Origin of the sequence: Siphonobacter sp. BAB-5385, assembly GCF_002261125.1 — a bacterium.
Classification (GTDB): Bacteria; Bacteroidota; Bacteroidia; order Cytophagales; family Spirosomataceae; genus Siphonobacter.
This window is the reverse complement of sequence record NZ_NMPS01000147.1, coordinates 22554-43275: the sequence shown is the minus strand read 5'-3', so window position 1 is coordinate 43275 and position 20722 is coordinate 22554. Positions and strand designations below refer to the sequence as shown.

Below are 20722 nucleotides of genomic sequence, written 5' to 3'. Positions count from 1 at the left end.
CAGCCATCTCAGCGGGCCGAAAAACGCCCCTAATGAGGTATAAAATAAACGATGGATACAATGAAAAAGCGTTTTCCCTGATCATATAGAAAAGGAAAAACGCTTTTTAAATTATGATATCATCGTAGGTTACAATAGTCATGAACCAAAGTTTTCGCTTCCGTTTCGCCCAAACTGGCAGCTTTTTGCCAATCTTCACAGGCTTGCAAGGAATCTTTTTCCAGCCAGAAGTTGGTTCCCCGCATGGTCAGAGCTTTGCCATTTTGAGGGGATAGCGTCAGTACCTTGTTGAGATGCGAGCGGCTCTGGGCGTACTTCTTCAGGTAATAGCTACAGGTAGCCAAATTAAAGTACAAGTCTTCATCGAAAGGATCTTCCTGCGAGGCTCGCAACAAATCCGGATAGGCCGTCTGAAATTCTCGTAACCGCAATAATACCTGTCCTCGCAGACGATAAGCCGAAGTAAGGGTTTCGTCGTGGTGAATGGCCTCGTTAAGTTTCCCCATCGCTGCGGTCGTATCTTCATCGACCAGCAACCGGGTGGCATCCGCTACTTCGGTTACGGCTTGTTTCTGTTCGTATTGCTGAAAAGCAACCACCCCCAACGCCACGAATACAACCAGTAAGCCAATGCCCGGAATCAGCCAGCGATGAACCGTAGGTCGTGGTGGCTGCACCGGAGTAGGGCGGGGTCTGGGCGGCGGTGGCGGCGTAACGGGGGGCTGAGTTCCGTAGGTAAGCTTTAGATCGTACGAAGCTCGGAGAGCCGGATCAGAAAGTACCCGGTAGGCTTCATTGATAGCCTTGAAACGCTCTTCTGCCTGGGTTTGACCGGGATTTTTGTCCGGATGCCAGGTTACGGCCAGCTTTCGGTACGCTCGCTTGATCTCTTCAATGGATGCCCGGGAAGAAACGCCAAGTTGTTCGTAATGAGTCAAAGTTTTAATAGATTCTGAGCTTTACAGTGGTATGAATAGCCAGTTGAGTAGTTCTGGAAAAGATAAATCGGTTAGACCAGACCTTGCTAATCGGATGGGGATGTTGTGCTTTCAAACTTCAAACCTACTCAAACTTTCAACTGACTTCTCAGGCCAAACCGTATACTTTTCCCGGCAAACTTTTAATGAAGCCCTGAAATTCCAGGTTGAGCAGCAAGGAAGCCAGCTTGGACATCGACAATTGCGATTTCCAGGCCAGATCGTCTACGTGCATGGCTCCTGAATCACGAAAAAGGCGAATAATCTGACTTTCTTCCTGCGAAAATCGGCTTAAATCCAGGGTTGGCATTTTCAATGGCTCCCCATTTTCTTGCCAGCCTAATGTCTCAATCATCTGTGGTACACTGGTAAAAATAGTGGCCTTATTGCGGGCAATCAGGGAGTTGCAGCCTTCTGAATTGGGGCTGGTCAGGTTGCCCGGTACCGCAAAAACATCACGGTTGTAGTTATTGGCGTATTCGGCAGTACCCATTGCCCCGCCTCTAACCGCCGATTCAATGACAATGACTACGTCCGAAAGTCCGGCAATGATGCGATTACGGTCCAGAAAAAAGCGGCGATCTGGTTGCGTACCCAGGGTTTGCTCCGAAAAAAGACCACCCTTTTCCTGCATTTGTAAAGCCGTTTTCTGATGAGCAACGGGATAAACCAGATCCAGGCCATTTGCCATGACTCCGAACGTAGGCAAATCGTGTTTCAGAGCCGCCTTATGAGCGGTAATGTCAATTCCGTAGGCCAGTCCACTAATAATAGCCGCCTGATAGGGAACGAGTTGTTCAACAATTTCTTCTGTAATTTTTTTTCCATACTCACTGGCTCGCCGTGTACCCACAATGCCTACGCTTCGTACGGGATTGACCGAGCCTTTTCCTTTTGAAAAAAGCAGAGCGGGTGCGTCGTAAACGGATTTGAGCCGTTGCGGATATTCCTCTTCATTGAAAGCGGTAATCTCAACAGCCTCCCGTAAGGCCTGTTCGAGTAGCTGCTCGGCCTGGACAAAAGTGCTTTTGGCGGCGATGTTTCGCGAGAGCAAATCACCAATACCCCGTATTTTCTGAAGTTTTCCGGGAGGAAGTTTAAAAACCGCTTCTGCCGAGCCGCAATGGGCCATCAGCAAGCGGGTAAGCATATCGCCTACGCCCGGCGTAAGCCAGAGGGCCAGTTGATATAAACGATCCGAATGCATGCCTAAAAAGAGGTTGAATACCCCGGAAATGTGGCGAAAATCTAGGAATTAACTACTAAAAATGATCGGGAAATTCCTGAGCGGTAGGATACTTTTGAATGAAAGTCCCACCAGAAAAAGGAAGAAAATCCTGAAAAAGAGCGGTACTTTTGAGTGAAAAACCTGGTAATCCTTCCCAAACCCCTTGTCTCTATGTCCCGTTGGTGGATTATTCTGATTGGAATCGTACTCTTACCGACTTTGCCCGCCTGGCACAGTCAGACCCGTGTGGAAGATGTTAAAACGCGTTTTCAACAACGTTTGATTGAATTTGAACGAACAGCCGAACGCCTCGAACTGAGTTACCCGCTGGATACGGTCAATTCCCGCCAGTCGTTTCTGAATGCTCGTTTAGCTTATAAACGAATTGAGTGGCTGGTGGAAGGCTACGATCCCGTCATGGCTCGTCAGATCAATGGTCCGCCCGTCGATGAAGTGGAAATGGAAGATCAGCTCCTGATTGAACCCCAGGGGTTTCAGGTGATCGAATCGATCATTTTTCCACGATTAGATACCACTCGACTGGATGAATTACAGCAGGAATGCGAGCAATTAACGATCAATGCCGGACTCTTACGGAAACATCCCTGGCTCAACGAACTTAAAGAGGTTAATTTCTGGGATGCGATGCGGCTTGAACTAGCCCGCATCGCGACGCTGGGTATGACAGGCTACGATTCGCCGACGGTACGGTATTCGCTGCCGGAAGCAATTGCTTCGCTGGAAGGCTGTGAGGATTTGCTGAAAGAATACGAGGATGTGCCGGATATTCAGAAGTTACTAGCAGAGACCAAACAAAGCTTACAGACTGAATTTGATAACCTGGATCGTTCGGCTTTTCTGACGCAGCGACTGCGACCGTTGTGTAAAGCCCTGGAAAAGTACCAGCAGGAATTGGGGATTAAATCGCTGGAAGATGACGGTCGATTCCTGATACCCACGGCCTGGTGGATTTTTGACGAACAGCTTTTCCGGCCCGAGCTGTACAGTCCTCATCCCGAATGGACGGCTACGGAAGAACGGATTGCTCTGGGACAGAAACTGTTTTCAGAACCCCTGCTTTCCGGAAACGGACAGCGGAGCTGTGCCACCTGCCATCAGCCGGGGCGAGCGTTCACCGATGGGTTGCCGAAGAGTATGGCCATGGGTAATCATGGATCCGTACCACGAAATGCTCCTACGCTTTGGAATGCTGCATTACAGGCTACGCTGTTTCAGGATGCCCGCTCGGCTTCCCTGGAAATGCAGATTGCGGATGTACTACGGAATCCGCTGGAAATGGATGCTTCGCTGGCCTCGGCGGTTGACAAGCTTTCAAAAAATAAAGCCTATCAGGAAGCTTTTCAGAAAGCGTACGGAGAATTAAATCCGCCGCAGGTAATGAATGCTCTGGCCGCCTACTTGCGGTCTCTGGAACGGCTCAACTCCCGCTTTGATCAGTACATGCGGGGAAACGACGCAGCCCTGAATCCGGAAGAAAAACGCGGACTGAACCTGTTTGCCGGAAAAGCAAAGTGTGCCACCTGCCATTTTTTGCCCCTGACCAACAGCATGTTACCGCCTTCGTATGAGCATTCGGATGTGGAAGTACTGGGCGTTCCTGCCAACGCGGATTTATCAAACCCTCGGCTGGATACGGATCGGGGAGCGGGTGTCATCGCTAATTTCGACGTTGTCCGTTATGCCTTCAAAACGCCGACGCTCCGTAATGTCGAGCATACGGGTCCGTACATGCACAATGGCGTATTTCAAACTCTGGAGGAAGTTGTTGAGTTTTATGATCGGGGCGGAGGCCTGGGTATTGGACTGAACGTACCCAATCAGACCCTTTCGCCTGAGCCTTTGCACCTGAGTGCTCAGGAAAAATCCGATCTGGTTGCGTTCATGAAAACGTTGACGGATTTGCCTTAACTAGAAATTTCGGAGCCTGTCGGGAATAAATACTGAGAAAAGAGAGTTTGCCGAGGGGGAGTAGCCGGCCCATGTCCGGCCTTTTAGCTGACCGTATGATCAACCGTAACCTTAGCGATGGACTGAATTTCGCCTCCAAACTCACCGCCCGGCGAGTCTGGAACGGACTCAAAGTCGTATCAAGTTATATCGAATCGAAGATTACCCAAAAGCCCGTGCATCGGGGTTTGCCCATTGCTTTATCCTTTGAGCCTACGACCTCCTGTAACCTGCGTTGCCCGGAATGTCCGAGTGGCCTGCGGTCGTTTACCCGGCCCACGGGTATGCTCGAAGGGGATCTGTTCAAGCGTACGATCGATGAAATTGGAGCCGAATTGCTGTACCTGATTTTTTATTTCCAGGGCGAACCCTACCTGCATCCGCAATTTCTGGAGATGGTGCAGTATGCTTCCCAGAAGGGAATTTATACGGCGACTTCCACCAACGCTCATTATCTGACCGACGCTAACGCAAAGAAAACGGTCGAAAGCGGTCTCGACCGACTCATCATTTCCATCGACGGTACCACCCAGGATGTGTATCAGCAGTACCGCGTAGGCGGGAAGCTGCATAAAGTCATCGAGGGGACGAAGCATATTCTCAAGTGGAAAAAAGAACTGAAGTCGCAGACGCCCCACGTCATTTTTCAGTTTCTGGTCGTGCAGCCCAATGAGCACCAGATTGAGGACGTGAAAAAGCTGGCAGCTGAACTTGGCGTAGATGCAGTCGGATTGAAAACGGCCCAGATCTACGATTACGAAGGAGGGGATCCACTAATTCCGACCATTGACAAATACTCCCGCTACGCCAAACAAACGGATGGTACGTACCGCATCAAAAACAAATTCGTGGATCACTGCTGGAAAATGTGGCACAGCTGCGTGATTACCTGGGACGGGCTGGTAGTACCCTGCTGTTTTGATAAAGATGCCGAGTACCGACTGGGCGACCTCAAGCAGGATTCCTTCAAGCAATTATGGAAGTCCAAGCCTTACGAACAATTTCGGGCTTCCCTAATTCGAAGCCGTTCGGAAATCGAGATGTGTAAGAACTGTACGGAAGGCACCAAAGTATGGGGTTAAGGAGGCCCAAAGCCCGACAAATCGCCTGATTACTTATTTTTTTAGGGTACTTTGCTTAATAAGACACTGACAATCAATAAGACTTTCTACGCCTGCTTCAAGAAAAACTTTTAGCGTGAAACTTTCGTGGAACATTTGCTAGGCAATCCGGTGGTTTGTTCGCATCTTTGAAATTCTAACGCACTGAGTTTACTTATGGCCAAAGTCATTGCCATTGCCAACCAGAAGGGGGGAGTCGGGAAAACCACCACTACGATCAACCTCGCCGCTAGTTTGGCAACCCTGGAGTACCGCACGTTGATTGTAGACGCTGACCCACAGGCTAACTCTACGTCGGGACTCGGGTTCAATCCGAAAGAAATTGAAAATTCCATCTACGAATGCATGGTCGATGGAATTAACGTATCCGATATCATCATTCAGACCGAAATTGATTACCTCGATCTGATTCCCTCGCACATTGATCTGGTTGGGGCGGAAATTGAAATGATCAATCTGAAAACCCGCGAAGAAAAAATGAAAGAAGCCCTGGCTTCTGTTCGCGATGAGTATGATTTCGTCATTATCGACTGTTCGCCTTCGCTGGGCTTAATTACGATCAACAGCCTCGTGGCTTCTGATTCCGTCATTATTCCCGTACAGTGTGAATACTTCGCTCTGGAAGGCTTAGGGAAGTTGCTCAACACGATCAAGATCATTCAGACGCGACTGAACACCAACCTGAGTATCGAGGGAATTCTGTTGACGATGTACGATCTGCGGGTACGGTTATCCAATCAGGTGGTGAATGAAGTAACGGCTCACTTCCAGAATATGGTTTTTAATACCATCATTCCCCGGAACATCCGTCTTTCCGAATCGCCCAGCTTTGGGGTGCCTGCCATTGCTCACGACGCAGATTCCAAAGGAGCCATCAGTTACCTGAACCTGGCCCGTGAAATTCTGACCAAAAACGGCTTAGTAACCATAGATTGAGAAGAGTTGGGCGTTTAGGTACTCGCCTGAACCCTAAGCAGTGACGACATGAATAACACCAATAAAAAAAGGGTTGGGTTAGGACGCGGTCTGGGAGCCTTATTGCAGGATTCGGACTCGGTGAACAACAGCCGACCCAGTGCAACCCCGTTGTCGGCTCTGGAGCACATTAGCTCCATGAACGAGATCAATGTTAACTTTATCGAAACGAATCCTTTTCAGCCCCGTACGCATTTCGACGAAGAGTCGCTGGCGGAACTGGCCGAATCCATTCGTATTCAGGGAATTATTCAGCCCATTACGGTTCGTCAATTGGGCCGTGAGCAGTATCAGCTCATCTCGGGTGAACGTCGCTTGCAGGCTTCGAAACGGGCCGGTCTGACGCACATTCCGGCGTACGTTCGCACGGCCAACGACCAGCAGATGCTGGAAATGGCTCTGATCGAGAACATTCAACGGGAAAACCTGAACGCCATCGAAATTGCTCTGAGTTACCAACGATTGATTTCGGAGTGTAACCTGCGACAGGAAGAACTCGGCGATCGCGTAGGTAAAAACCGGACGACGGTCAATAACTACATTCGTCTACTGAAATTACCACCGGTGATTCAGGCGGCTTTGCGGGATAATAAAATCTCCATGGGGCACGCCCGGGCTATCATCAACATCGACGATGTGGATACGCAGCTGAGCCTGTTCAAACGCATTGTTGACGAAGACTGGTCGGTACGGCGGGTAGAAGAAGAGGTCCGGAAAATCCAGAATCCGGAACTGGCTCAGGATAAAACCAAAAAAGTGCCTTTAAAGCAGGAAATCCGTAATCTTCAGTTTCGGCTTTCCTCGTACTTCGGATCAAAGGTTTCCATTAAGTCCGACGAAAAAGACAAAGGTGAAATCCGTATTCCTTTTACCAATCAGGAAGATCTGGATCGAATCCTGGGTGTATTGGGTGAGTTATCCTAAGAATATTTAACAGTTTTTAGAAGTGATACGAAGTAAATCAGAGCGTTCTTTGGCCTTTCATTTATCAATCGCCATGAGGTTTCTGATTTATTTCGTATTGTTTTTAGGACTGGTAAGACCCGCATTAGCTCAGAAAGCCGATTCGGTACAGATTGCCCGCGTAGGCGTTGATTCGCTGACGAAATCAATTCCCGAGCCGAAAGGAAAGCTTAGAAAACCCCTGAACATTGTTCCCAAGTACGCCACGTATCGTTCGCTGGCGTTACCAGGTTGGGGGCAGGCTTACGTACGGCAGTACTGGACCATTCCCATCATATACGGGGGATTTGGTGCATTGGGGTACGCCATTCACTGGAATCAGGTCCGATACAAACAGTCCATAACGGCCTGGCAAAGTCTCATTGATCAAAAGGTTACAACGGTGCCTGTCACTATTGGAGGTACGTACTACAATGCTTTGAATCAAGACCAGCTAAGGCAAAGAACATCTTTTTACCGTCGACAACGGGATTTATCCATTATCGGCTGCGTAGTGCTTTACGCTTTTCAGCTTGTAGAAGCAAACGTTACGGCTCACCTGAAAACCTTTGACAATACCGACGATATTTCATTCCGGCTAAAACCAGGCGTGCAGACCGATTACGTGAGCACGCCTATGGGGGTCACGGCTGTTTTTACGTTGAAATAATCCATCGTTTATAAGGTTTGAACGGGTTTGAAGTTTAAGGGTTGAGTTTTACACAGACCTTAAACTTTTAAACCTAAAACGCTTCAAACCAAAAACCACCTGAAAGCAAACCTGAAATTCATTTCCATGCGAATAGTACTCCTGGGCTACGGAAAAATGGGCAAAGTCATTGAAGGCATTGCCCTAGAACGTGGCCACGAAATTGTAGGTCGGATCGACGAAACTAATCGGGCTGATTTTGCCAGCTTTTCGCCCGCTACGGCCGATGTCGTGATAGAATTCAGTCACCCCACGGCTGCCTTACAAAACCTGAAGGATTCGATCGGACAGGGCTTGCCCACCGTATGCGGTACCACGGGCTGGCTAGAACATCGTTCGGAAATCGAAGCTCTGACGGCCAAAACGAGCGGAGCTTTTTTCTACGCTTCCAACTACAGCATCGGTGTCAACCTGTTTTTTCGTTTGAATCAGCAGTTGGCTAAACTGATTAGTCCGTATTCGGAATATCAGGTGGAGATGACTGAAATTCACCACATCCATAAAAAAGACGCCCCGAGTGGTACGGCCATTACCCTGGCTGAAGGCATTTTAGAGGTAAATAACCGTCTATCCCAATGGGCATTGGAAGAAGGCGATGGACGTAGTACCTTGCCCATCAAAGCGTTGCGGGAAGGGGAAGTGCCGGGTACCCACGTCGTAACCTACGAATCTGCTGTCGATTCCATTGAGATCAAACATACCGCTCACAACCGCCAGGGCTTTGCATTAGGGGCCGTCGTTGCCGCTGAGTGGCTGGTAGGCAAAGTAGGCGTATTTGGTATGGATGATTTACTGGGCGTATAAGAAATCAAACGCGTTTGACGTTGGAGAAAGGTTGAGAATACGGGGATTGGCCCATCAAAGTACTACCAACTGAAAATAGAAACTGTATACTGAAAAAATGGAAGTAAAAACTGTACATCAGGAGCAACCCAAAAAGAAGAAGTCGGCATTTCGGGAGTGGCTGGATTCTATCGTATTTGCGGTAGTAGCCGCCACGCTGATTCGCTGGTTGTTTCTGGAAGCCTATACGATTCCCACGCCTTCGATGGAAAATAGCCTGCTGGTGGGGGATTTCCTGTTTGTAAGCAAACTGCATTACGGTACCCGTACGCCCCAGACGCCGTTGCAGGTGCCCCTTACACACCAGAAAATCTGGGGTACGAATATCGATTCATACCTGGATTGGGTGAAACTTCCCATGTACCGCCTGCCCGGTTTCTCGCAAGTGAAAAATGGAGATGTGGTTGTTTTCAACTACCCCGATTCGCTGCATTTGCCTGCAGATTTACGGCCGAACTACATTAAGCGTTGCATCGGTATTCCGGGAGACGTAGTAGAGGTACGAGCTACGCAGGTTTTCATTAATGGCAAAGCCATGGAAAATCCGCAGAAAATGCTTCAGCCTTACCGGGTGTATACCAACGAACCCCTGGATGAGAAGTTTTTCCTGAAATACGACATCTGGAATCGTCGCAATGAAAGCCCAAATGTATTTCCTCTCACGGAGCTTGATTCCGTACGTAGAGAAATGATTACCGTTGGCTATGAAGTAAATACGAGTGCCGAGGTAGCCCAAAAATTCAAGGAAATGGGCATGCGGGTAGAACCTAAAATCTACGAGAAAGGCGAACGGAGTGAGTTTATTTATCCCAACTCTCCTTTATTTGACTGGAATCAGGATAATTTCGGTCCGCTTCAGGTTCCCAAGAAAGGGGAAACCATTCAGCTCACGACTGAAAATATTGCGAAGTACCGGGACGTCATTGAAAATTACGAGTACAATGACAAAGTAGAAATCGATGGCACGACGGTGAAAATCAACGGTACAGCCGTTTCAACGTATACGTTCAAACAGGATTATTACTTCATGATGGGGGATAATCGCAGCAACTCGGCCGATTCGCGGTACTGGGGTTTTGTCCCTTCCGATCATATCGTCGGAAAAGCCGTCTTTATCTGGATGTCGCTGGATCCCGAAGGAAGTTTCCTCAACAAAATTCGCTGGAAACGTCTGTTTCACTTGATCGACTAACTAGTAAGTCTTGTCTTTTTATAAGGCCCGTGTTCGGAAGAATACGGGCTTTTTTGTTTATGAGTAATAAAAACAATTTTTTAAGGAAATAATCATAATTTAGAGCTTCTTGGATGATTTGATTGCCTGCTGAACTGATTCGTTCATTTAATCTCTAAACCCCTATGCAAGGCTTGCAACGTATTGATTACGGTGTCTTTCTGATTTATTTCCTCCTTGTTTCTTCCTATGGTTACTGGATTTACCGCCGCAAGAAGTCCAGTGAAACCAATACCAAAGATTTCTTTCTGGCGGAGGGCTCGTTAACCTGGTGGGCGATTGGGGCTTCGCTGATTGCGTCCAACATTTCTGCCGAGCACTTTATCGGCATGTCGGGCTCGGGTTTCGCAATGGGACTGGCCATTTCTTCGTACGAATGGATGTCGGCGGCTACGCTGATTATTGTGGCTATTTTCTTCATTCCCATTTATCTGAAGAACAAGATTTATACGATGCCGCAGTTTCTGTCGCAACGGTACAACGATACCGTGGCAACGATCATGGCCGTATTCTGGCTGTTGCTGTACGTGTTTGTAAATCTTACCTCCATTCTGTACCTCGGGGCCCTGGCCGTTGAAACCATTTCCGGCGTACCCTTCACCACCTGTATGCTTGGACTGGCCGCTTTTGCCATTTTTATTACCCTTGGTGGTATGAAGGTAATTGGCTATACGGATTTGATTCAGGTGGTAGTACTGATCATGGGTGGCGTTGCAGTAACGTTCTTAGCCCTGCAAATGGTGTCAGATCAATGGGGCGGAAACGGCGTAATCGATGGCCTGAGTTTGCTGCATACGCACGCCAATGGCCATTTCCACATGATCTTTTCCGAAGGACATACCTACTACTACGAATTACCCGGCATGGCCGTACTCTTTGGTGGCATGTGGATCAATAACCTGAATTACTGGGGCTGTAATCAGTACATCGTGCAACGGGCTTTAGGAGCTGATCTGCCGACGGCCCGGAGCGGTATCCTGTTTGCGGCGTTTCTCAAACTCGTCATTCCGCTCATCTGTGTGATTCCCGGTATTGCGGCGTACGTGCTTTATCAGAACGGGGCTTTTCAACAGGAAATGGTTGACGCTGCCGGAAAGGTAAAACCCGATCACGCGTACCCAACGCTGATGAATCTCCTGCCGAGTGGCTTAAAGGGACTGGCGTTTGCAGCCCTGACGGCGGCAATTGTAGCGTCACTGGCGGGAAAGTGTAACAGTATCTCGACGATTTTTAGTCTGGATATTTACAAGAAATTCCTCAATAAAGATGCTTCTGAAAAACAGACCGTTTTAATTGGAAGAATAGCGGTGTGGGTGGCCTTTGCCATCGCCTTACTCATCACGCCGCAATTACGTCACCTCGAACAGGCGTATCAGTTCATTCAGGAATACTCCAATTACCTGACGCCCGGGGCCTTCGCCCTGTTTTTCCTGGGGTTGTTCTGGAAGCGTACGACCTCCACGGCAGCTCTCGTGGCGGCGAGTGTATCCATTCCGCTGGCGTTGCTGTTCAAGTGGCTACCCGATACGCCCATTCCTTTTCTGCACCGTACGGGCTGGTGTTTCCTGATTCTGGCGGGACTGATGATTATCATTTCCTTGCTCGATACGTCCAGTAAATTCAATCCTAAGGGCTTAGTACTGACGCGATCCATGTTTCGGATTTCACCTTCGTTTGTCGTTTTTTCGGCCCTGGTTTGGGGGATTATTGCGGCGTTGTACACTGTTTTCTGGTAAAAAAAGAATATACGTTCTGAGATTAGTTCAAAAAATACTGTTTATTGTCTAAGCATTTTTGAAAATTAAATTACCTTTGAAAAAACGGTAACGAATTCAATTTCAACGGCATAAACGATTTTTCTGTCCTGTTAAACCAAGAAGTAATGAAAACCGACTTCAGTCCTCAAGAAAAAGCTCCGCTATCGAGTCTCGACGTTTGGGAAGATGATTTGCTGGAACGTTATCCCGAACCGGAAACGACGGCCAAGGCCAAGGAAGAGTTCCGGAATTACGATAATCCGGAGCGGGATACCGTACGGGAGTTCTATCGCCTCAATCACACGTACCAAACTTATGATTTCGTTCAGCAGAAAAAAGCGGACTTTCTGAAGTTTGACCGGAAAGAAATGCCCATTTGGGAGGCTTTCAATTTCCTCAATACGCTGGTGGATGATTCCGATCCGGACATTGAACTCGACCAGTTGCAACATCTGCTCCAGACCTCGGAAGCCATTCGGGCCGACGGTCATCCCGACTGGTTTGTCCTGACGGGCCTCTTGCACGATATGGGAAAAGTACTGTGTCTGTTCGGAGAACCGCAGTGGGCGGTCGTAGGGGATACGTTCCCGGTGGGCTGTAAACCTTCGGATAAAATTGTCTATCCTGAATTCTTTGAAGCCAATCCAGATAGCAAAGACGAACGCTACAATACCAAATATGGAGTTTACGAACCCAATTGTGGTCTGAACAACGTGCATCTATCCTGGGGTCACGACGAATATCTGTACCACATGATGAAAGATCACATGCCCGAGTCGGCTCTGTACATGATGCGGTACCACTCGTTTTACGCCCAGCATCGGGAAGGAGCCTACGATCACTTGATGGACGATCACGACCGCGAAATGTTCAAATGGGTGAAGCTCTTCAATCCGTATGACTTGTATTCGAAAGCTCCCGTACCACCCAATGTGAAGGAGCTCAAACCGTATTACGAAGATCTGATTGCGAAATATCTGCCCTCAACGATTAAATTCTAGTCGAAGAGGTATACTCCGCGTTAGAGGCGGGGCTATTATGATTGAAGCTCTTTGGGTCGGGTATCACTAACCCCGAAGGGGTTCAATTTCATTAGCCATGGGTGCAACCCATGGAAGAAATGGGAGCCAAGGTCATAGATACAAGTCACAACTGGAATAAAAAGAAACCCCCGACTTGTGATGAGTCGGGGGTTTCTTTTTATTCCACGTACAAAACCAATCCTTTCAGGTAATGACCTTCGGGATGGAAGAAGTTGACGGGGTGATCGGGTCCCTGCGACAGGTGATGCAGGACGCGTACCTGCCGGCCAGCTTCAATGGCGGCGGCGACGATCGTATTATAAAACAATTCCCGGTCTACCACCTGTGAACAGGAAAACGTAAACAGAATACCACCGGGAGCGAGTCGCTTGAGCCCTTCAATATTCAGTCGTTTATACCCCTGAACGGCCCGGTGACGGGCGTCCATGCTCTTCGCGTACGCGGGTGGATCGAGTACCACCACATCGTACTGCTGATCGTGCGTTTTGAGGTATTTTACCACGTCTTCGGCGTACGAAGCGTGCGTGGCTTCAGGACCAAACGCATTGGCTTCAACGTTCGCTTCCACTAGCTTAATAGCCTTTTCCGACACATCTACTGAATGGACCAGCGAGGCTTCCGCCGACAAGGCATAAATCGAAAAGCCACCCGAATAGCAGAAGGCATTCAGCACACGTTTGCCTTTTACGTATTTGGTCAGCAACTGCCGATTTTCGCGTTGATCCAGGAAAAAGCCTGTCTTCTGTCCGGTTTGCCAGTCAATCAAAAAGGTATGACCATTTTCCAGTACCGGGTGTGGTAACGTAATCGTATCCTTTTGCCAGAGATAGCCGTTTTGTACCGATTGAGCGTAGCGATCCGGTAAGGTTTCGTGACTCTTATCGTAAATGCCTTTCAGAGCATCGCCGTATAGTTTTTGCAGAGCCTGGGCAATGGCTTCCCGTTCCCGGTGCATGCCTACGCTGTGGGCCTGAAAGACAACTACGCCGTTGTACCAGTCGAGAATAAGACCGGGAAATCCGTCCCCTTCGCCGTGTACCAGTCGGTAGCAGGTCGTGGTCGTAAACTGTAAGGCTTGCCGAACGCGAAGGGCATTTTCCAGTTTTTGTAACCAGAAATCTGCATCGGGCGTTAACGGCTCAAACGAGAATAATTTTACGGTAATTGAACCTTCGTGGTAGTGACCCGTCGCCAGATAATTTTTCTGATGATCAAGTACTTCTACCACTTCGCCATCCTTCGGCTTACCGAGGGTTTTGGCAATAGCTCCCGAAAACACCCAAGGGTGGAAACGACGAACGGGAGCGTCCTTTCCGGGCTTCAATATAATCTGTACCACTGATTCCATTCCACAAAGATAACAGGGGATGGGGCAATCGTTGTCAGTAGATTGTTGATAGTTAACGGAGGAAAGCTAAGATTACCAAGCCACTGGTGCAGGTTTCCAAACCTGTACCAGTGGCTTGGAACGAATACCCAACCCCGAACGGGTTCAATATCAATAGCCCCGCATGCAATGCGGGGTAACAACCACCAAACCCTTACTCCTCCGGCCGCACCCGAAACAAACGCTGCAACCACGAACGTTTCTCTACCTCGTCCACCTGTTTGTCTTTTTCACTGAGTGTAGGAAGTTGATTCAGATCTGGCTGACCCGCGTCAATCCAGCAGGTATACCAGAAATCGCCGATCATTTTTATGGAAGCCCGCATCTGTCGCTCAACCTGATGATTGAGTAACTGATGATACCGTTCGGAAAATTCACGGGAGTAGGTCTTTTGAATGACGTTACCTCGTTCTTCCAGCGAATACTTCCGGGATTGACCTAGTTCTTGAGTCACCTGCGTTTCCAGCGAAAACAGCGAATCCAGGCAATGATGAGCCTGACGTACCGCTTCCCAGGAGCGGCGGGCGGGCGAGCGAACATACGCGGCTGTACCGACGAAAAAATCGTACTGCTCGGCGTAAAGCTCGGGCAGACGACTTTCCCAGAAAGCGTGAATCCCTTCCTGTCCAGTCAGTTGGCCGTTGTAGTTACGCGTGGTGTGTAGGGGTACATTCCCATCAGCAATGTAATGGCCCATTTCCGCCGAAAGTTTTAGAATACGAGCGATGTTTCGTTGCTGAAAAGCCTCGGTCAGTTGAAACTTCATGCGTTGAATGTGCCAGGGTACGATGCCATGCGTATTAAGCGTATCCTCGCCCCAGTATGCCACGGCATCCTTCCAGTACGGTTTGTTCCATACACTGTCACCATAAGCTTCTACGTCGAGGTAATGGCGGGCGGCTTCACCCACGACAGCATAGCGACGCTTATCTGGATTGACGGAATTTTCCATCAGATACATCAGGTTCTTTTTGTAAAAGCGACCCATTTCAGGGGGAAGCGTAAAGATCGCCAGGCGGTTAATTCGCTGGTGAGCATAAAAGCCCCAGCTAAAAGCCGGATACAGAGGAATTTGCAGAAAAATCAGCAAGAAGAACCGTTTCATGGGTTGGAGTAATAGAAAAAGGAGCGAATGGCTATCAATCAAATCGTTAGCCATCAGCTAATTTGAAGGGATTCACGTATTTAGTAAAGAATTTTTGAGCGAACGGCTGGTAATCTGAGAAGGAAGTCTTACTTTTGCATTCCTATTCCGAAAATCCATAGATTCTCAGTAATATAAAGACATGGCAAACCACAAATCAGCTCTGAAGCGGATCCGGGCAAACGAGACGAAACGCCTTCGTAACCGTTTCCAGCATAAAACGACTCGTACGTTCATCAAGAAACTGCGTGCTACTACCGATAAAGTAGAAGCTCAGGACCTGTACAAAAAAGTTGCTTCTATGTTGGATAAATTGGCGAAGAAAAACGTCATCCACAAAAACAAAGCGGCTAACAACAAGTCGAAGCTGGCAAGATTTGTCAACAAACTGCAAGCTGCTGCTTAATTGCCGGATAGCCCATTGATTGAACGGTAGCCTTCCGTTCAGTTAGAAGCCTTACTTTCGCTAGTAAGGCTTTTTCGCTATTCCCCTATGACTCCTGTTTACCAGCCGCTAAGTACGATCAAGACCTGGGCCGAAGAAGATCGCCCCCGGGAAAAGTTAATGCTGAAAGGCAAAGCCGCGTTGAGTGATGCCGAATTACTGGGCATCCTGATCAATTCGGGTATTCAGCATTATACGGCAGTCGACTTGGCCAAGATGATCCTGAGTAGCGTGGGCAATGACCTCAATCAACTGGCTAAACTGAGTATCAAGGAGCTTTCTAAATTTAAAGGCATCGGCGAAGCCCGGGCTATTACGATTGTATCCGCTCTGGAACTGGGTCGCCGCCGGAAAGAATCGGAACCGATCGTACGCTCAATCATCACGAGTTCAGAAACGGCATATCAGGCGTTACGACCGCATCTGATGGATTTACTGCACGAGGAATTCTGGATTCTGCTACTTAACCGGGCTAATCAGATCATACGACCTATGCAAGTTTCAGCGGGCGGCGTTTCGGGTACAGTAGCCGATCCTAAGCTGATTTTTAAACACGCCATCGAGCATTTAGCCAGTGGTATGATTCTGGCTCACAACCACCCTTCAGGAAACCTGCAACCCAGTCAGGCGGATAGAGACCTGACCCGAAAGTTAAAGGAAGCCGGAAAGCTACTCGACATCCCCATTCTGGACCACCTCATCCTGTGCGATCATAAGTATTTGAGCTTCGCAGACGAAGGCTTACTTTAAAGGTGTCTCTTTCTTCGCTGCCACCAAAGGCCTAAACCAATCAATACCAAACCACCCGCAATGCCCGCCGTAGTAGGAAGGGCTGCATCGTCGTACAAGGGAGTCGTTTCGCCCATCTGGATGAGGCCCGACCAGTAATACGGAAGTTGCTGATCCTGCGTTTGTAACCATTGAAGCTGAGCCTTTTGTAAGGCCAGATCCTGTGGTAAACCCTGGGAAAGAAAGTGGTAAAAATCTTCAATCAAGGTGTACGTAGCCTTGTTTTCGACACTCCACAAGGTCGTAATGGTACTGGGAATACCCAAAGCCGCAAATCCCCGCGACAAACTGAATACACCTTCTCCTTTCTGATTAACCCCCACCCCCGTTTTACAGGCTGACAAAACGAGTAAACGCGTACGAAAAGGAGGAGCGTTCTCCAGTTCAGAAAGTTTCAGAGCCGAATCTGCGAAGTACAGGACCGGTTCGTGGGTAGCGGTACTATCGGCGTCGGCATGGGTGAACAGGTGTAGAATCCGGTAATCGGCAGCCTGCTCCAGAAAGGCCCGTTTGGTAGCCGCCTCGTGTACCAGCGTTTTCGGGAAAAAGACCTGCTTTTCAATCCGGTTTAAGGTCTGGACCGAACCCGGCAAAGGCTGTTGATGCAGAGCCGGAGCAAAGGCTTCGGGAGCCAGGCCCAGAAAATTTTTACTCCATCCCATCGGCGGACGTTTTCGCAGTAGAAATCCCGCGGAGTACGTGTAACTAAAGGCATGCGTATGGATAAGATAATCGGAAGGACGGTCAGGTGAAAAACGGAAGGCATCGAAGGGAAGCACGACGCCGTCCGAGGAAATGATGAAGCGAGTCGAAGTCAGACCTAAAGGAGCCAGTAATCGCTGATATAATTCATAACCCAGCCGGTTGAACTGCTGTACTTCCGTGACAGTGAGTTGGGCAGTGGAGCAGTACTTGAGGAATTGCTGGGCCTTGCCTGGCAGACCAGTTAGGGGCAGACGTTTACAAACCGTTTTAGTTGAGGTGACGCCCAATGCGTACAGGGCTCGTTCGCCGATAAAGTAACTAATCAGGGCCTGATCTTTGGCCAGCAACGATTTCTGTACGGTTTGCAACGAAGGTACCTGATTTTCGTACTTGTACTGATAGTACGTCGGGTGGGTTTTTTCAAGGGAACGGATAAAAGCCTGTTGAGCCTGCGTCACGCTATCCAGGCGGATACGGGTGGCTCGTTGTTCCGCCAATGAGCCGAGCGGGGAGAGTTCCTGCAACTGCTCGATAGCCTGACGATAGGCCCGTTCCTGCTCGGCCAGCTGAGCGGGTAATTGCCGACTGGCATTCCACTCGTTGAGACGGTCGGCCAGCAGTACGGCCCGGCTTTTCTCGAAAAAGTAAAAGGATCGACTGCTATTTTTTTCCCAGTAACACACCTGAATGGCATCTTCGTAAAAAGACCGGGTGGTATTTCGCCAGTATAGCTTGGATTTCATCCCCTGATGACTCCACCGCATGCGGTCAATCATCTGATCGGTAACCGTGATGGTTTGCTGAGCGAGGGTGAGGTACTGCGGATCGTGCGTTTGCTGGTATCGCATTCGTAAGGCCTGCACTTTTTGCTTGAGTAACAGCAGCAGATATTCCTTCCGGGATACACTTTGCAACTGGCTCGTATGCGGATTGGCACTCAGACGATGGGGCGTACAGGAACGCACTAATTGATGAATACCCCGCTGGAAATAAGCCAAAGCCACCGTTGGACGGATACTGTTCAGTTCACCCAGGTTGCTGTATACAATCGCTCGTACATCGGGTTCCTGAAAATACGTCAAGGCTAGCAGGTAGGCTCTCTGAGCCTGTACGGGTTGCCTTAGATGTTTGAAAAGTATTCCTTGTTCGTTGTAGAGTTTTCCCTGTGAAACGCTGTCAGTAAACGTGCGTAATGCCTGTTTGAGTAATTCCTGAGCCCGGGGCAACTGTCGTAGTTGCAAATAAATGTCAATGGCCAGTAACGAGTGGTCTGGATTGAGGGGGTCGTGTTTAGAATCGATGACCGATTCCATTAACTGGGCCGCCTCGGGCAACTGATTCAACCCAATGAGGCCTTCTACTTTCTGATTCAGATTATACAATTCGCGGGAAGAACTATGGGCCAGACGGGCGTAGTCAATCCCCTTGTCGGCATATTCAACGGCCTGATGAAAATCACCTTTGGCGTTGGCCAGATACGCGTACTGGGCACAGGCTGCGGCCACCCGTTCGTGAAACTGGTAACGTTCGCTATGCGTAATGACCTGGAGTAAGGTACTTTCGGCTTCTTCCCAACGGTTGTTTCCGATGAGATAGGCCCCGTAGCGGTACATACTCTGCGTGTACAAATCGGGGGGAAGGGCAGGCAGACGAACGGCTTCCTGCAACTGTTCCAGGGCTTTTTTCTTATTCCCCGCCAGCCAGTACAGATTGCCCAGAGCGTTTAGCAACCGACCGTAGGAAGAATCCCTGGCTATTCCACAATGCTTCCAGTCGCGTTTCAGGTTCTCCCAGTCAGCGATGGATTCCGACGGCAGCAGGCGACTGACTTGGGAGGCAAACGTAGTGGAGGGTCGGCATTGGGCATAGGCCGACCCTCCACTCAGGAACAGAATACCCGCGAGTAGTTTAGGGACGATATGGGATATACTGGCCGTCAACGACGTAGGCTTTCAACGACTCATTGACTTGTAGGGGCAGGTGTTTCAGGTACGCGGCTTTCAGCGAAAGGTTGCCCGACTCGTAATCGGCCCGAATGGCGGCGTAATGGCGGGCGGCCAATCCCAAGGCATACGGCGTGGCAAAAGACGAACCTTCAATGGTACCAGACTCCTGTTTGCAGGAACGATACGGGTTGCGGAAACTACCCTCTTCCGTTAGCACGCCAAGCGTAACGTATCGGTTCGAGTAGTTTTCGTAAGGTACCAGCTGCTTTTTAGCAATCACGGTAGGCTTTGGCAAAATCTCAAGGGGGCGGGGTAGGGGCCTCCGGATCGGACCTGGTTTTACGGTCGTAACGGTAATGATATTGTCAAGCCCCAAACAGGCCGGATAAAACGAAGTACTGGAAATGTCTTTCGGCGTACCGTCTATATCCCCGTGATTACCCGCCGCACAGAATACCATCACCCCAGCCTTATCAAGCGTTTTGAAAAATCGTTCCAGCAACGGAATTTTCGCTCCGTAATACCCGAAACTCGCGTTGACAATGTTCGCTTTGTTTCGTACCACGTAAGCTAACGCACACAACAGATCGGAAAGCGAGCCAATGCCCTCCTGATCGAAAACTTTCAGAATCATCAGTCGCGTGCGGGGCGAGAGTTGATGAATGATGTGAGCCACTTTAGTACCGTGTCGGTACAGGTTGTTATCAATCGGCAGGTGCTCGGAGGAAGGCGGTGCGAGGTCGGGGTACGCAAAATTCCAGCCAATTTGTTCCACCGCTACGGTACCTTTCGAGCAAGGATCAATTGCTTGCTGGTACCAGCACGGAATCTGATAATCCCGGTCTTCCAGCCCCGTATCGATGATGGCTACGGTCGTATCGTCGGACGATTGATTATATTTTTCCAGGGAATACTGATCCGGATCGACCCGCGTAGATTCAATGACCTCGCAGGCGGAAGGATCCCAGGTTACGGCGGAGGTGCAATAGTCCAGTTCTGTCTCCATCCTCCCTACCGGTGGTTGTGTCGAAGCGTGTTTGGGGGGAACGCCTTCTACCTGACTAATGCCCCGAAGCTCGTGCAGGTTTTCACCTTCCAGTAAAAAAGTGAGCGGTCCCAGACAATCACATTCAACCGTCCGCTGAATCTGATACCGTTTATGATTTAAATCGTAGAGGTACGCCGAGCAACTAGCCCGTTCGACTTCCGTCAGCGTTCGGTTGAACAAAATCTCGTAATTCCTGCCGTTGAAGAAGTCGAGTAATTGCTGGCGGGTCGTCAGTTTAAACCGATTCCCTTTTTCATCGAACAATTCCAGGGATTCAATCTGTACAATCTGACGGTTCCGATAGGCGAAACCCGTTCCCGATTCTACTTCTACAATATCCCGGTACTTGGCATTCCCCCGGAACAAACGCAGGAAATCATCTTTGGTACGAAAAGAACTGACCATAGGTTTGCCCCGGCGAAGGGGCTCTTCCCGATGGGGGTCGGGCTCTTGATTTTGCATAG

At 49.2% G+C, this 20722-nt stretch carries 17 protein-coding genes; 11 read left to right on the top strand and 6 right to left on the bottom strand.

Annotated elements, in window-relative coordinates:
• Positions 1–119: 119 nt before the first annotated feature.
• Both BWI93_RS29590 and dprA read right to left on the bottom strand, forming a co-directional pair.
• Positions 120–938 (bottom strand): DnaJ domain-containing protein, encoded by an 819-nt coding sequence (locus tag BWI93_RS29590; protein WP_094812356.1) that lies wholly within the window; start codon positions 936–938, stop codon positions 120–122.
• 148 nt (positions 939–1086) lie between these two features.
• Complete coding sequence (dprA, locus tag BWI93_RS14090; protein WP_094812354.1) at positions 1087–2184, bottom strand: DNA-processing protein DprA; 1098 nt, start codon at positions 2182–2184, stop codon at positions 1087–1089.
• Between the two features lie 192 nt (positions 2185–2376).
• On the opposite strand from dprA, the gene BWI93_RS14085 reads away from it, so the two are divergent.
• The 9 genes from BWI93_RS14085 (at position 2377) to BWI93_RS14045 (ending at position 12752) form a co-directional block, all read left to right on the top strand.
• On the top strand, positions 2377–4134 hold the full coding sequence (locus tag BWI93_RS14085) for a cytochrome c peroxidase (RefSeq protein WP_094812352.1): 1758 nt from the start codon (positions 2377–2379) through the stop codon (positions 4132–4134).
• 98 nt (positions 4135–4232) lie between these two features.
• Complete coding sequence (locus BWI93_RS14080; RefSeq protein WP_094812552.1) at positions 4233–5255, top strand: SPASM domain-containing protein; 1023 nt, start codon at positions 4233–4235, stop codon at positions 5253–5255.
• 195 nt (positions 5256–5450) lie between these two features.
• Positions 5451–6230 carry a ParA family protein gene (locus BWI93_RS14075; RefSeq protein WP_094812349.1) on the top strand — a complete coding sequence of 260 codons (780 nt, stop codon included), beginning with the start codon at positions 5451–5453 and terminating at the stop codon, positions 6228–6230.
• A gap of 48 nt (positions 6231–6278) precedes the next feature.
• Positions 6279–7193, top strand: coding sequence for a ParB/RepB/Spo0J family partition protein (locus BWI93_RS14070; protein WP_094812347.1), 915 nt, complete (start codon positions 6279–6281; stop codon positions 7191–7193).
• 73 nt (positions 7194–7266) lie between these two features.
• The gene (locus BWI93_RS14065; RefSeq protein ID WP_094812345.1) at positions 7267–7881 is read left to right on the top strand and encodes a DUF5683 domain-containing protein; all 615 of its coding nucleotides are present in this window, start codon (positions 7267–7269) and stop codon (positions 7879–7881) included.
• 126 nt (positions 7882–8007) lie between these two features.
• A complete protein-coding gene (gene dapB / locus BWI93_RS14060) occupies positions 8008–8724 on the top strand; it encodes a 4-hydroxy-tetrahydrodipicolinate reductase (RefSeq protein WP_094812343.1) in 717 nt (238 codons plus the stop codon).
• Between the two features lie 97 nt (positions 8725–8821).
• Complete coding sequence (gene lepB, locus BWI93_RS14055; protein WP_094812341.1) at positions 8822–9955, top strand: signal peptidase I; 1134 nt, start codon at positions 8822–8824, stop codon at positions 9953–9955.
• A 164-nt stretch (positions 9956–10119) separates the two neighbouring features.
• A complete protein-coding gene (locus BWI93_RS14050; protein WP_094812339.1) occupies positions 10120–11730 on the top strand; it encodes a sodium/sugar symporter in 1611 nt (536 codons plus the stop codon).
• 146 nt (positions 11731–11876) lie between these two features.
• Positions 11877–12752, top strand: a complete 876-nt coding sequence (locus tag BWI93_RS14045; protein WP_094812337.1) for an inositol oxygenase family protein — start codon at positions 11877–11879, stop codon at positions 12750–12752.
• 199 nt (positions 12753–12951) lie between these two features.
• Here BWI93_RS14045 and BWI93_RS14040 read toward each other — a convergent pair whose 3' ends face one another.
• Together BWI93_RS14040 and BWI93_RS14035 are read right to left on the bottom strand one after the other, a co-directional pair.
• Positions 12952–14142: a class I SAM-dependent rRNA methyltransferase gene (locus BWI93_RS14040; RefSeq protein ID WP_094812335.1), complete on the bottom strand. Its 1191-nt coding sequence runs from the start codon at positions 14140–14142 to the stop codon at positions 12952–12954.
• A gap of 193 nt (positions 14143–14335) precedes the next feature.
• Complete coding sequence (locus tag BWI93_RS14035; RefSeq protein WP_141217465.1) at positions 14336–15286, bottom strand: zinc dependent phospholipase C family protein; 951 nt, start codon at positions 15284–15286, stop codon at positions 14336–14338.
• Positions 15287–15467: 181 nt separating this feature from the next.
• Here BWI93_RS14035 and rpsT point away from each other — a divergent pair, with 181 nt between their 5' ends.
• Both rpsT and radC read left to right on the top strand, forming a co-directional pair.
• On the top strand, positions 15468–15731 hold the full coding sequence (gene rpsT / locus BWI93_RS14030; RefSeq protein ID WP_094812331.1) for a 30S ribosomal protein S20: 264 nt from the start codon (positions 15468–15470) through the stop codon (positions 15729–15731).
• 87 nt (positions 15732–15818) lie between these two features.
• Positions 15819–16520 (top strand): DNA repair protein RadC, encoded by a 702-nt coding sequence (gene radC / locus BWI93_RS14025; protein ID WP_094812329.1) that lies wholly within the window; start codon positions 15819–15821, stop codon positions 16518–16520.
• Here the strand turns inward: radC and BWI93_RS14020 are convergent.
• A complete protein-coding gene (locus BWI93_RS14020; protein ID WP_094812327.1) occupies positions 16517–19204 on the bottom strand; it encodes a CHAT domain-containing tetratricopeptide repeat protein in 2688 nt (895 codons plus the stop codon). The two genes, radC and BWI93_RS14020, sit on opposite strands and share 4 nt — an antisense overlap.
• Positions 19173–20720: a S8 family serine peptidase gene (locus BWI93_RS14015; RefSeq protein ID WP_094812325.1), complete on the bottom strand. Its 1548-nt coding sequence runs from the start codon at positions 20718–20720 to the stop codon at positions 19173–19175. Before BWI93_RS14015 ends, BWI93_RS14020 begins: the two co-directional genes overlap by 32 nt.
• Positions 20721–20722 lie beyond the last annotated feature (2 nt).